Source organism: Lysobacter sp. Root76, assembly GCF_001428685.1.
In the GTDB taxonomy this organism is placed as follows: domain Bacteria; phylum Pseudomonadota; class Gammaproteobacteria; order Xanthomonadales; family Xanthomonadaceae; genus Lysobacter.
Window position 1 is genome coordinate 380,053 of the sequence record NZ_LMIK01000005.1, and the last position, 13,095, is coordinate 393,147.

Consider the following 13,095-nt stretch of genomic DNA (forward strand, 5'->3'; position numbering starts at 1 on the left):
CACAGCCCGCCAGGCCATCGCATGACCGTCGAGCGTACCGAACGCCTCAATCCGCTGCCCGCGCTGATCTTCAGTTCGCGCTGGCTGCAGCTGCCCTTGTATCTGGGCCTGATCGTCGCCCAAGGCGTTTACGTGTTCTTGTTCATCAAGGAACTGTGGCACCTGATCCACGGCGCCAACACCTTGAACGAGCAGGGGATCATGCTGATCGTGCTGGGTCTGATCGACGTAGTCATGATCTCCAACCTGCTGGTGATGGTGATCGTCGGAGGCTACGAGACCTTCGTTTCGCGCCTGCGCCTGGAAGGGCATCCGGATCAGCCGGAGTGGTTGAGCCACGTCAACGCCTCGGTGCTCAAGGTCAAGCTGGCGATGGCGATCATCGGCATCTCCTCGATCCACCTGCTCAAGACCTTCATCGCCGCCGGCGACCTGGGCCTGCCGATGTGCAACACGCTGGAGGCGATCAACGCCAGCCGCGCGGCCGCCGAGGCCGTGGCCGCCGGCATGACCGGCGTGGCCGCAAAGTGCACGACCTCGACCTCGACCGGCGTGATGTGGCAGACCATCATCCATATGGTCTTCATCGTCTCGGCGATCGGCATCGCGATGACGGACAAGCTGATGTCGCATGCGCCCAAGGCCAAGCCGGCGCATTGAGCCAGTAAAGCCAGCCTTCCGGCGCGCCGCGATCTAGCGCGCGGCGCGGGAAAGACGCAGAGGCGCAGGCCCCTGCGTCCGGCGACGCTCCCTCAGAGCGGTATGCAGTTGTTGCCCTGCGAATCGCAGACGTACTGCAGCATGAAGTACCACTGGCTGCCGTCGCATTCCCAAACGATGTAGCCGGAACCGAACGGGGTGGCGGTCTGCGCGCCCGCGTTGGAGGCGTCGCAGGTCGCGGTCGGCGGCGGCCACGCATTCGCGCTGGAGCTCATTCCCAGGCTGAGCAACGCGATCGCCGCGCCGAGCATGATCTTGTGCATCTGTAAGACTCCTTGTCCGATGCCGCTATGCGGTATTGGGGCTCCGGCAGCCAGCGGCGTTTCTGCCGAATCCATGGCCTGACGCGTCTACCGCTGCAATCTATCACCGGCTCTCCGGCATCGGTGCCGTCGGCCGCGCCGCTGCGCCGAACCGGGTTGGCGCAATCAATGCGTTGCGTTCGACGGGCGCGGACCCATGATCGCCGTGCGCAAGTTCAGCGCATCGGCACGCTGCGAATAGCGTAGGCCGCTCGGGTCGGTTTCCAGGCCCAGCGCCGCGTAGGCCGCACTCAAGTCCGGAAACTCGCGCGAACGCGCATAACGCCGGTACAGGCGCGCGAACACGCCGTCGCCGCCGAGGCGATCCAGCTCGTCGGCGAACGCCTGCGGCGAGGCCTCGTCCATGTCGTCCGCCGCCGCGTCCAGACAGCACCGCGCGTAGCGCGACAGCACCGTGTCCAGATCCAGGCCGCGTTCGCGGCGCAGCGCCAGGTCCGCTTCCAGCCAGTACGCCGCGCCGGCCCAATACACGCGCATGGTGCCGCCGCGGCCGAGTTCGTCCAGCGCCGCGCCCGGCCCCAGGCGGCGGCCGCGGCCGAAGCCGGCGTCGAGCTGGCGCCAGGCCTGGTCCGGCGTGAGCAGGCCGGCGCGGGCGCGCAGCACGTTCTGGTAATAGCTCGCCAGCCCTTCGGCCATCCAGCGGCCGTCGCGGCCCAGATAGGGATGGAACAAGTGCGAGAGTTCGTGGACCGCGGTCCAGTCGGCGCGCAGTTGCGCCAGGCTGGCGTCGCGGCGCACGAACAGCAGCACCGCGACGCCGTCGCCGCGCTCGGTCTGGCCCCAGGGCACGGGGCTGGGATCGCGGCTGTCGATCTGGCGGATCCGCACCTGCGCCCGGCGCAGCGGATAGCGCCCGAACGCGGTCAGGGTGGCGTCGGCGGCTTCGGCCAGCCAGCGCTGCAGCATCGCCGCGCGCGCCGGGTCGGACACGCCTTCCACGCTCACCTGCAGGGCATTGCCGCCGGCGCGCAGGGTGCGCGCCGGCGCGGCGTCGTCGTCCGCGCGCGCAGGCGGCGCGGCGGCGGCCAGCGCGCAGGCGATCAGGAACAGCAGGGGCGTAGGGCGCATGGGCATTGGATGTCCAGGCTGGAGCAAGGTTCCCGCGGGTGCGGCCGCTACAATACGACGATGGACGTATCGCACCTGCTCGACGCACTCAATCCCGCCCAACGCGAAGCCGTATCGGCCCCCCCGGGCCACTATCTGGTTCTGGCCGGCGCCGGCTCGGGCAAGACCCGAGTCCTCACCCACCGCATCGCCTGGCTCAACGAAGTCGTCGGCGTGCCGACCCACGGCATCCTCGCGGTGACCTTCACCAACAAAGCCGCCGGCGAGATGCGCAACCGCGTCGACCTGCAGCTGCGCCACGGCGCGCGCGGCATGTGGATCGGCACTTTCCACGGCCTGGCCCATCGCCTGCTGCGCCTGCATTGGCAGGACGCTAAGCTGCCCGAAGGCTTCCAGGTCCTGGACAGCGACGACCAGCTGCGCCTGGTCAAGCGCGTGGTGCAGGCGCTGGAACTGGACGAGGCGCGCTTCCCGCCGCGCCAGATCGCCTGGTGGATCAACGCCCAGAAGGACGAAGGCCGCCGTCCCGAGCATATCCAGCCGGCCGCCGACCCCTGGGCCGACGCGATGCGGCGCGCCTACGAGGCCTACCAGGAACGCTGCGAACGCGCCGGCCTGGTCGATTTCGCCGAGCTGCTGCTGCGCGCGCACGAACTGCTGCGCGACAACCCGGCCCTGCTCGCGCACTACCGCCACCGCTTCCGCGAGATCCTGGTCGACGAATTCCAGGACACCAACGCCATCCAGTACGCGTTCGTGCGCGTGCTGGCCGGCGATAGCGGCCACGTGTTCGTGGTCGGCGACGACGACCAGGCCATCTACGGCTGGCGCGGCGCCAAGGTCGAGAACGTGCAGCGGTTCCTGCGCGACTTCCCCGGCGCCCAGACCATCCGCCTGGAACAGAACTACCGCTCCAGCGCCAACATCCTGGAAGCCGCCAACGCGGTGATCGCGCACAACCCGGACCGCCTGGGCAAGAAGCTGTGGACCGACACCGGCCTGGGCGAACCGATCGACCTGTATGCGGCCTACAACGAGATGGACGAGGCGCGCTTCGTGGTCGAGCGCCTGCGCCAGTGGGTGCGCGACGGCGGCAGCTACGGCGACGTCGCGGTGCTCTATCGCAGCAATGCGCAATCGCGCGCCTACGAAGAAGCGCTGCTGTCCGAACAGGTGCCCTACCGCGTCTACGGCGGGCAGCGTTTCTTCGAGCGCGCCGAGATCAAGGACACCCTGGCCTATCTGCGCCTGGTCGCCAACCGCGCCGACGACGCCGCCTTCGAGCGCGCGGTCAACACGCCGGCGCGCGGCATCGGCGAGCGCACCCTGGACGAAGTGCGCAAGCGCGCGCGTGCCGACGGCGCCCCGCTGTGGGCCGCCGCGCGCTGGATGACCGAGGAGACGCTGCTGGCGGCGCGCGCGCGCAATGCGCTCGCGGGCTTCATCAGGATCATCGACGAACTCGAAACCGACCTGGCGTCGATGCCGCTGCCGGAAAAGATCGACCATGTGCTGCAGCGCTCCGGTCTGCGCGAGCATTACGCCAACGAATCGCGCGGTCAGCTCGATTCGCGCACCGACAACCTGGACGAACTGGTCTCGGTCGCCTCGCGCTTCACCCGCAGCGACGAGGACGACGCCGCGGCGATGCCGGAGCTGATCGCGTTCCTGAGCTACGCCGCGCTCGAAGCCGGCGAAGGCCAGGCCCAGGCCGGCGACGACGGCGTGCAGCTGATGACCCTGCACAGCGCCAAGGGCCTGGAGTTCCCGCTGGTGTTCCTGGGCGGTCTGGAAGAAGGCTTGTTCCCGAGCAACCGTTCGACCGAAGAATCCGGGCGCCTGGAAGAAGAGCGCCGGCTGGCTTACGTCGGCATCACCCGCGCGCGCCAGAAACTGGTGCTCAGTTACGCCGAGACCCGCCGCATCCACGGCATGGACATGTACGGCGTGCCCTCGCGCTTCCTGCGCGAGATTCCGCCGTCGCTGCTGCACGAGGTACGTCCGAAGGTGCAGGTGTCGCGCCCGGTGTACGGCAATCAGCCGCGCCGCGACCCCGGCCACGCCGCCATCGAGGCGCCGCCGGTGCGCCTGGGCGCGCAGGTGCGCCATCCCAGTTTCGGCACCGGCACCGTTACCGATTACGAAGGCACCGGCGCGCACGCGCGCGTGCAGGTCAACTTCGACGATGCCGGCAGCAAGTGGCTGGTGCTGGCTTACGCGAACCTGCAGCCGGCCTGAAGCCGCTGCGATGCGCCGGCCGCGTGGCCGACGCATCGCTGCGTTTCAGCGATCCATCACTGTTCCGGCCTGGCGTCGTCCGGCACGCCGTTGCGGTCTTCGTCCTTGGACACGCCGGTGCGGATGTCGATCAGATCGTCCTGGCCGTTGCGGTTGAGGTCCGGCACCACGCCGCCCACCTGGTAGTAGATGGTGTTCTGCTGCGGCCCCTGCACGAACTTGCGCTGGCCCGGATCCCAATAGGTCGCATTGGGTTCGATCACGTTGGCGACCAGGTAGGTGTAGGTGTTCGGGAACAGGCTCAGGGCGTTGCCCTTGTGGCAGTACCGGATCTCGCCGGTGGCATGATCGCCCGGCCCCGCCGAACCCGGCGATCCCTTCGGGCAGTCTTCGGGCCGGTAGACGATATCCACCGTACGCGGATCGGTGAGCTTGCCCAGCGGGATCTGCAGACGATCCTGCACGACCTGCTTGCGGATGACGCTGCTGGAGTGGAACTCCACCGGCTGGCCGCGCACGTCGACCGGGCGGCCGTCGCGCATCATCGCCGAGATGTCGAGCATGCGCGGCGAGCGGAAGATCTGCACTTCGGACAATTCCAGGGCGCCGGCGGCGGGGTTGGTATTGAAGAAGTTCAGATTGAACGCGCCACTGGCGACGTCGATGTCGCCTGCGTCGTAACCGGCCAGGCGCGGCGCCAGCGGCAGCAGGGTGGCGCCGTTGAACAGCTGCACGTCGAACACGATCACGCTGGCGCCGCCGGCGAAACTGGCGCCGGTGTGGAACGGCGCGGCCGGCATCACCACGCCGGCGGTCGGGCCGCTCCAGGGCTTGGCGCTGGCGAAGTCCAGGTCGTGCACGTAGTAGACGTTGCCCTGGAAGTTCTGGGTGCCGCCGGTGTAGGTCACCGTGGGGTTCTGCCAGGGGCTCTCCGAGCCGTTGTACCACCAGTTGATGCTCAGGCTGTTGGTGGTGCTGAGCAGCTTGATGCGCATCTTGTTGGCGTTGGTGTTGTTGGGATTGACGAAGTCCCAGTTGTGCAGGGTCTTGGTGTTGAGGCCGACGTTGTGGCCGAGGATCTCGTACTCGGTGTCGCTGAAGTGGCGGTTGCGCGCGGCACGCATCTCGCCGGTCAGGCCGGTCGAGCCGGTCGCCATGATGTGCCAGTTCTGCGCGTCCTCGGTCGGCCGCGGCGCGGAATGGCCATGGGCGGCGCCGTAGTTGTGCGCGGACTCGTGCGAGGTGGTGGTGCCGATCGCGGTGGACCAGCGCTCCAGCGTCGAGCCGATGCCGTTGAGCGGCTGGCCCGCGGCGCCGTAGGTGTCCTTGAAGGACTTGGCCCAGACGCGGGCGTAGTCCTGCGGATCGGCGTCGTTGGTATCCACGGCCTGGGCCTGGCCGAACAGGCTGCCGGCGGTGTCGGAGCCGACCGCCACGATCTGCCAGCGCGGTTCCGTCGGGCTGGGCAGGGTGGTGACCGGATTGACCTTGACGTTGAACTCGCAGTAGTCGTCGACGACGAAGTCGGTGATGCGATTGCGCAGCGTCGTCGTGCTGCCGACCACCGGGTCCAGATCGGCCACGTTGAACGGCGCCGCCGACGAGGACGGGCCGATCGATGGGAACGGCGTGTTGACCGTCGGATAGAACACGTACAGCTGGTTGGTCTTGGGCTGCGCGAGGACGTTGGCGGGACAGGTCGGGGCCGCGTTGGCGGCCGGTGCGATCAGCGCGAGTGCGATCAGCGCAGACAGGCTGCGCGGCTTAAGGCTAAGCATCGGAAAACCTCCATGTTGAGCATCGGAACCGGCCTTCTAGGCCAGACCGGCGCGAGCGATTCCACGCCGGCAGCTAGATTTAACGCAGTCGCGCAACGCAAAATGAGCGCAGCGGCAGCGGTGTTTGTGCGCGCGGTTCCAAAACGGAATCGGCGCCACGACGAACGGTAGTGGCGCCGGCGCGAAAACCACGCGGGGCCGATGCGCCGGCAGATCCGAAGCGACGAGCGGATGCAGCCAACTTGCAATCGGCTTGAGCTAGGCGCGCGCTGCGCTCGTCCAGAGGCCGCGCGGATACGATGCGCAACGCGGTGAAACGCCTCGAACGCAGCAACCTGGATGCCATGAGCGCGGCGAACCGCCGTGCCGCGCGTTCGGCACTACTCGCCGAGCGCAATCCCGAAATGAAAGGCCTCGATGCGCAGGCCCTCGCGCAGATAGAACGCATGCGCGTCGCGGCGCTGGGTGCCCGAGTCCAGTTGCAGGCGCACGCAGCCCAGGCGTTTCGCCTCGGCCTTGAGCCAGTCCAGCATCGCCTTGCCGTAGCCGCGGCTGCGCACGGTCTGGTCGGTGACCAGGTCGTCGACGTAGACGTGCAGACCGACAGCGAGCATTTCCAGCACCCGCCAGCACGCGAACGCACGCGGCGCGCCGTCGGCGTCGAACAGCACGGTGGCGCGGCAACCCTGGCCGATCTGGCGCCGGATCTGGACGACGAAGCGGTCCTCGTCGAATTCGGGCCGCAATTGCGCCACCAGCGGCCAGACCGCGCGCAGTTCGTCCTCGCCGCTGAGGGAGCGGATCTCGTGTCCGGACATGTGCGGGACGTGCCTTACCAACTGAAGAGCTTGTACTGCACCGGCGAGATCGGGCCTTCGCCCTTGCTGCTGTCCAGGGTGCCGTCGCCGTCGCTGTCGACCAGGTAGTAGACCGGGCCGCGCTGGGGCGTGATCTTGACCACCCGCAGCTGGCCGGCCACGCGGTATTCCTCGACGCTGTCGCCGCCCTGGGTCGAGCGGCGCGTGATCTCGGGGTTGCTCAGGTCGGCGGTGGGGTCGCCGCCGCCCATCGTGGCGCAGCCGGCCAGCGGAGCGAGCAGCAGCAGGGCGAGCGATGCGGTGAGGGTGCGCATGGCGGTTCTCCGGAATCCAGGCCGCCAGCATACCTCCGGGGGCCGTGAAGCGGCCGCATCGGTGTCACGCTCCGGTCGCGGCGCACGCGACCGGCGGGCGTAGAATCGCCGGCATGAAAAGACTCGTCCTGATCGATGGTTCCAGCTACCTCTACCGTGCCTTCCATGCCCTGCCGCCGCTGATGAACGAGGCCGGCGAGCCCACCGGCGCTTTGTTCGGCGTGGTCAACATGCTGCGCTCGACCTTGAACGAACGCCCGGACTACGTCGCATTCGTGGTCGACGCCCCCGGCAAGACCTTCCGCGACGACCTCGACCCGCAGTACAAGGCCAATCGCCCGCCGATGCCCGACGACCTGCGTTCGCAGGTGCTGCCGATGTGCGAGATCGTCGAGGCCCTGGGCATTCCGATCCTGCGCATCGACGGGGTCGAGGCCGACGACGTGATCGGCACCCTGGCGCTGCAGGCCGCTGGCACGGGGATCGACGTGACCATCTCCACCGGCGACAAGGACTTCGCCCAGCTGGTGCGCCCGGGCGTGGCCCTGGTCAACACCATGAGCGGCAGCCGCATGGATTCGGACGAAAGCGTGTTCGCCAAGTTCGGCGTGCGCCCGAACCAGGTGATCGACCTGCTGTCGCTGATGGGCGACAGCGTCGACAACATCCCCGGCGTCGAGAAGTGCGGCCCCAAGACCGCGGCCAAATGGCTGGCCGAGTACGACAGCCTCGATGGCGTGATCGCGCATGCCGACCAGGTCAAGGGCAAGATCGGCGACAACCTGCGCGCGGCGCTGCAGCGGCTGCCCTTGAACCGCCAGCTGGCGACGATCAAGACCGATGTCGCCCTGGAGCGCGGCCCGACCGACCTGGCGCTGCGCGAACGCCACGCCGAGGACCTGCGCCGGCTGTACGCGCGTTACGGCTTCAAGCAGGCGCTGCGCGAACTCGAAGGCGGCGCCGGCAGCGCCGAGAATGAACTCGCGGCCGACCGCGCCGGGCTGCGCGCGACCGCGGCCGGCCACGCGCGCTCGTCGGCGTCGGCGGAGGCGCCCGACGCGGCGCTCGCGGCCAAGGGCGAGTACGAAACCATCGTCGAGCCGGCCCAGCTGCACGCCTTGGTCGCGAAGCTGCAGGCCGCCGCCGAGTTCGCCTTCGACTGCGAGACCGATTCGCTGGACCCGATGCGCGCGCGCCTGGTCGGCTTGAGTTTCGCGGTCGAGCCCGAACGTGCGTATTACCTCCCGGTCGGCCACGACTACCCCGGTGTGCCCGCGCAGCTGGCGCTGGATACGGTGCGCGACGCGCTGCGTCCGGTGTTCGCCGACCCGGCCCGGCGCAAGCTCGGCCAGCACGGCAAGTACGATCTGCACGTGCTGCGCCGTCACGGTATCGACGTCGCCGGTTACGCCGACGACACCATGCTGGAGAGCTTCGTCTACAACGCCACCGCCAGCCGCCACGACATGGATTCGCTGGCCAAGCGCTATCTCGGCTACGACACCATCAAGTACTCCGACGTGACCGGCAAGGGCGCCAAGGCGATCTCGTTCTCGCAAGTCGCGCTGGACGACGCCACCCGCTACGCCGCCGAGGACGCCGACGTGACCCTGCGCCTGCACCGGGTGCTGGGCGCCAAGCTCGCCGCCGAGCCGGCCCTGGAGCGCGTCTACCGCGAGATCGAGATCCCGCTGGTGCCGGTGCTGGAACGGATCGAGGCCAACGGCGTGATGATCGACGCCGACGAGCTGCGCCGGCAATCGCAGGACCTGGGCAAGCGCATGCTCGCGGCGCAGCAGAAGGCCACCGAACTGGCCGGGCGTACCTTCAATCTGGATTCGCCCAAGCAGTTGCAGGCCCTGCTGTTCGACGAACTCAAGCTGCCGGCGCTGATCAAGACCCCGACCGGCCAGCCCAGCACCAACGAAGAAGCGCTGGAGGCGATCGCCGACCAGCACGAGCTGCCGCGGGTGATCCTGGAATACCGCGGCCTGACGAAACTGCGCAGCACCTACACCGACAAGCTGTCGGAGATCGTCAATCCCGACACCGGCCGCGTCCACACCAGCTACCACCAGGCCGGCGCCGCGACCGGACGCCTGGCGTCCAGCGATCCCAACCTGCAGAACATCCCGATCCGCACCGAAGACGGCCGCCGCATCCGCCGCGCCTTCATCGCGCCCGAGGGCTGCAAGCTGGTCGCCTGCGACTATTCGCAGATCGAGTTGCGGATCATGGCCCACCTGTCCGAGGACGAGGGCCTGCTGCGCGCGTTCGCGTCCGGCGCCGACATCCACCGCGCGACCGCGGCGGAAGTGTTCGGCAAGGCCATGGACGAGGTCAGCGGCAACGAACGCCGCGCCGCCAAGGCGATCAACTTCGGCCTGATGTACGGCATGAGCGCCTTCGGCCTGGCGCGCCAGCTCGGCATCGGCCGCGGCGAAGCGCAGGACTACATCGCGCTCTACTTCAGCCGCTACCCGGGCGTGCGCGACTTCATGGAGCGCACCCGCCAGGACGCGCGCGAGAAGGGCTACGTCGAGACCGTGTTCGGCCGCCGCCTGTACCTGGAGAACATCAAGGCCTCCAACCAGGGCCTGCGCGCGGGCGCCGAGCGCGCCGCGATCAACGCGCCGATGCAGGGCACCGCGGCCGACATCATCAAGCGGGCCATGATCACCATCGACGCCTGGCTGGCCGGGCAGGGCGGACAGGCCCGGATGATCCTGCAGGTCCACGACGAACTGGTGTTCGAGGTCCGGGCCGGCTTCGTCGACACCCTGGTCGCCCAGGCCGGGGCGATGATGTCCGGGGCGGCCGAACTGAGGGTGCCGCTCGTCGTCGACAGCGGGGTCGGTGATAATTGGGACGAAGCGCATTAATAATCCGGAAAAGCCCGTCGTTGCTGCGTTTGGCAGAATGAATCGGTCCTGAATCCAACAAATTATTAACTTCCATCTTCACGAACTATCCATGTGCGGAGTGGTCATATAGGTCGCGACAGATGCAACGTCTGTCGCTGATCTCTCCCTCCCCTGGAGTGATCCCGGAGCGAAGGCCCCTCCCCAGGTCCCGCTCCACCAGCCCCGCCGGCCCCCCCTGCCTGCGGGGCTTTTTATTTGCGCCGCAGAAAGTCTCGCGCCGGCGCCGCCGCAGCGCACACCTTCGGGGCGAGATTCTGTGCGACTAAATCGGGCTGTCTCGTTCCCTCGGCCTGCGGGATCCGAGCGGCGGAATGCCGCGCCCTGCCGTCGCGTCGGCGGCGGTCGGGCTCAGGCACGGCCCGATCGCGGCCGGGCTCGCCGTACCTGCGCACTGGATCCACACCCGCGCTGCCCGCCGCTCGGCCACAATCGCAGCCATCCCCGCCGCAGGAGTCCGTGCCCATGTCCGACGCCTTCGACCTGTCGATGCCGTGGTGGCATTACCTGCTGCGCGCCTGCGTCGTGTATTTCGTGTTGCTGGTGATGATCCGCGTATCGGGCAAGCGTTCGATGGGGCAGTTCACCTCGTTCGACATGCTGCTGGTCGTGCTGCTGGGCAACGCGGTGCAGAACGCGTTGCTGGGCACCGACACCACGGTCGGCGGCGGCCTGATCCTGGCCGCGACCCTGATCGCCTTGAACTGGGGAGTGGGCTACGTGAGTTCGCGCAGCGACCGCGCCGAGCGCCTGTTCGAAGGCGTGCCGGTGGTGCTGGCGCGCGACGGCCATGTCTATCGCGAAGTACTGAGGCGCGAACTGGTCAGCCGCGCCGATTTCCACAAGGCGATGCGCGAGAACGATTGCGCCGAGGTCGACCATATCGGTCTGGCGACGCTCGAGACCAACGGCCACATCACGATTCTGCGCAGGGGCGATCGGGTCTAGCGCATTCGTGATGGCGTCGTGGGCGGCGCGACGCGGTCGCGGCTTACGCCGCTCCTACCCCAAGGCCGCGCTTCCAGCAGGCGCAGCGGCGTGAGCCGCCGCGCCGAAGCCTCGCTTCCTGTGGGAGCGGCGTAAGCCGCGATCGCGAAACCGCGCGTGCTGCGAAAGCCGCGGCCGGTCCTAGACCGCCGCTTCGCCCAGCCAATCCCGCGGCACCAGATACTCGGCCAGCCTGGCCTCGTCGCTGCCGGCTTCCGGCACGTAGCCGTATTCCCAGCGCACCAGCGGCGGCAGGCTCATCAGGATCGACTCGGTGCGCCCGCCCGACTGCAGGCCGAACAGGGTGCCGCGGTCCAGCACCAGATTGAATTCGACGTAGCGGCCGCGCCGGTACAGCTGGAACTGGCGCTCGCGCTCGCCGTAGGGCGTGTCGCGGCGGCGTTCGACCAGCGGCAGGTAGGCGTCGAGGAAACCGTCGCCGACTGCGCGCTGGTAGGCGAAGTCGCGTTCGAAATCGCCGTGCAGGTCGTCGAAGAACAGGCCGCCGACGCCACGGGTTTCGTTGCGGTGCTTGAGGAAGAAGTACTCGTCGCACCAACGCTTATGCGCGGCGTAGCGCTCGGCACCGCCGAACGGTTCGCACAGCTCGCGCGCGGTGCGGTGCCAGTGCCGCACGTCTTCGTCGAAAGGGTAGAACGGGGTCAGGTCGAAGCCGCCGCCGAACCACCAGGCCACCGTCTGGCCGTCGCGGACCGCATGGAAGTGGCGCACGTTGGCGTGGGTGGTCGGCAGGTAGGGATTGTTCGGATGGAACACCAGCGACACGCCGACCGCGCGCCAGGACGCGCCGGCGAGTTCCGGCCGCGCCGCGGTCGCCGACGGCGGCAGCTTTGTGCCCGAGACGTCGGAGAAGCCGACCCCGGCCTGTTCGAACACGCGCCCGCCGCGCAGGATGCGGGTCCGCCCGCCGCCGCCTTCGGCGCGCTGCCACAGGTCCTCGGCGAAACGGGCGTCGCCGTCGGCCTGTTCGATGGCGGCGCAGATGCGGTCCTGCAGGCCGGTGAGATAGTCGCGTACGCGGTCGAAATCGCTCATGGCGCGCATTCTACCGGGCCGGGCGCGCCGGCCCGGCACCGCTCGGCGAACCGCCAGAGCCGGTGCGGCTCTGGGCCGGTGCCGCTCAGGGCTGGGCGGCGGGCGCCACCGAGATCACGAAGTCCGAGCCGCCGTTCGCCGCGGGCTGGTGCTTCACCGTCAGCGCGATCTGCGTGTCGCAGCCCTTGAGCAGCCAGCGCTCGGTGGCGCCGGTGCCGGTCTTGGAGGCTTCCAGCACGCTGCTCTCGATGGTGTCGAACTCAGGACAGCCATTGGCCGCGCTGCCGGCGACGATGGCCTGCTTGTAGATGTCGAAGCGCAGTTCCTGCGAGGTCCGGGTGTCGCCGCTGAACGGAATCGGCAGGCCGCTGGCGAAGGTCGACAGCGCGGCCGAGCAGGCCTCGCCGGGGTCGGCCTCGATGCCCGGCTTCAGGTTCTTGTCGAACTGGCGGCGGAAGTTGCTGCGCTGCGCGGCGGCATTGCCGCCCAGCTCCGGATAGCGGGTCAGCGCGGCGACCTGGCCGGTGGCGATGGTGACCTCACGCGGCGCGCGCCACTGCGCGTAGGCGGCCTGCAGCCGGTCGATGCCGGCATACCCCTGGGCCCGGCACTCGGCGATGATGGCCTCGCGCATCAGCGAGGTGGTGAAGGTGCGCAGCGCGACCTGCTCCTGGTAGCCGGGCTTCGCAGCGGGCCGGTCCTGCGCGGCGGCCAGGGAAGAGACGATCAACAAAGCGGCGAGCGCGGCACAGCGACGGATGGACTGCAAGGCGATTCCCTCCTGGGTGCGGCGATGCTAGCACCGCGATGATCGTGCGCGACCAGCGCGGACCGGCGTCGTCCGCCTGCGGCAGCGTGCGTGCGCAGGCGGT

At 68.8% G+C, this 13,095-nt stretch carries 11 protein-coding genes; 4 read left to right on the plus strand and 7 right to left on the minus strand.

All coding sequences use genetic code 11. The features are described from left to right. Window positions 1-21: 21 nt before the first annotated feature. Window positions 22-660: a TIGR00645 family protein gene (locus ASE10_RS09100; protein WP_055907682.1), complete on the plus strand. Its 639-nt coding sequence runs from the start codon at window positions 22-24 to the stop codon at window positions 658-660. A gap of 92 nt (window positions 661-752) precedes the next feature. Here ASE10_RS09100 and ASE10_RS09105 read toward each other — a convergent pair whose 3' ends face one another. Together ASE10_RS09105 and ASE10_RS09110 are read right to left on the minus strand one after the other, a co-directional pair. Next, window positions 753-983 carry a hypothetical protein gene (locus ASE10_RS09105; RefSeq protein WP_055907685.1) on the minus strand — a complete coding sequence of 77 codons (231 nt, stop codon included), beginning with the start codon at window positions 981-983 and terminating at the stop codon, window positions 753-755. Between the two features lie 165 nt (window positions 984-1,148). Then, a complete protein-coding gene (locus tag ASE10_RS09110; RefSeq protein WP_055907688.1) occupies window positions 1,149-2,111 on the minus strand; it encodes a hypothetical protein in 963 nt (320 codons plus the stop codon). 60 nt (window positions 2,112-2,171) lie between these two features. Here ASE10_RS09110 and uvrD point away from each other — a divergent pair, with 60 nt between their 5' ends. Beyond that, complete coding sequence (gene uvrD, locus ASE10_RS09115) at window positions 2,172-4,349, plus strand: DNA helicase II (protein ID WP_056304717.1); 2,178 nt, start codon at window positions 2,172-2,174, stop codon at window positions 4,347-4,349. A 56-nt stretch (window positions 4,350-4,405) separates the two neighbouring features. Here uvrD and ASE10_RS09120 read toward each other — a convergent pair whose 3' ends face one another. The 3 genes from ASE10_RS09120 to ASE10_RS09130 all read right to left on the minus strand — a co-directional run bounded on the left by ASE10_RS09120 (window position 4,406) and on the right by ASE10_RS09130 (window position 7,259). Then, entirely contained in the window at window positions 4,406-6,127 is a 1,722-nt protein-coding gene (locus ASE10_RS09120; protein WP_055907695.1) for a hypothetical protein, read from the minus strand. A gap of 380 nt (window positions 6,128-6,507) precedes the next feature. Continuing rightward, window positions 6,508-6,945: a GNAT family N-acetyltransferase gene (locus tag ASE10_RS09125; protein ID WP_055907698.1), complete on the minus strand. Its 438-nt coding sequence runs from the start codon at window positions 6,943-6,945 to the stop codon at window positions 6,508-6,510. Between the two features lie 14 nt (window positions 6,946-6,959). Next, a complete protein-coding gene (locus ASE10_RS09130; RefSeq protein WP_055907701.1) occupies window positions 6,960-7,259 on the minus strand; it encodes a DUF2782 domain-containing protein in 300 nt (99 codons plus the stop codon). A 113-nt stretch (window positions 7,260-7,372) separates the two neighbouring features. Between ASE10_RS09130 and polA the strand changes: the two genes are divergently transcribed. Together polA and ASE10_RS09140 are read left to right on the plus strand one after the other, a co-directional pair. Next, on the plus strand, window positions 7,373-10,141 hold the full coding sequence (gene polA, locus ASE10_RS09135; RefSeq protein ID WP_056304719.1) for a DNA polymerase I: 2,769 nt from the start codon (window positions 7,373-7,375) through the stop codon (window positions 10,139-10,141). 504 nt (window positions 10,142-10,645) lie between these two features. Further along, window positions 10,646-11,128: a YetF domain-containing protein gene (locus ASE10_RS09140; RefSeq protein WP_055907707.1), complete on the plus strand. Its 483-nt coding sequence runs from the start codon at window positions 10,646-10,648 to the stop codon at window positions 11,126-11,128. A 180-nt stretch (window positions 11,129-11,308) separates the two neighbouring features. Here the strand turns inward: ASE10_RS09140 and hemF are convergent, their stop codons facing one another. Both hemF and ASE10_RS09150 read right to left on the minus strand, forming a co-directional pair. After that, complete coding sequence (gene hemF, locus ASE10_RS09145) at window positions 11,309-12,223, minus strand: oxygen-dependent coproporphyrinogen oxidase (protein ID WP_055907710.1); 915 nt, start codon at window positions 12,221-12,223, stop codon at window positions 11,309-11,311. Between the two features lie 85 nt (window positions 12,224-12,308). After that, window positions 12,309-12,992: a hypothetical protein gene (locus ASE10_RS09150; protein ID WP_157480817.1), complete on the minus strand. Its 684-nt coding sequence runs from the start codon at window positions 12,990-12,992 to the stop codon at window positions 12,309-12,311. Window positions 12,993-13,095: the final 103 nt, after the last annotated feature.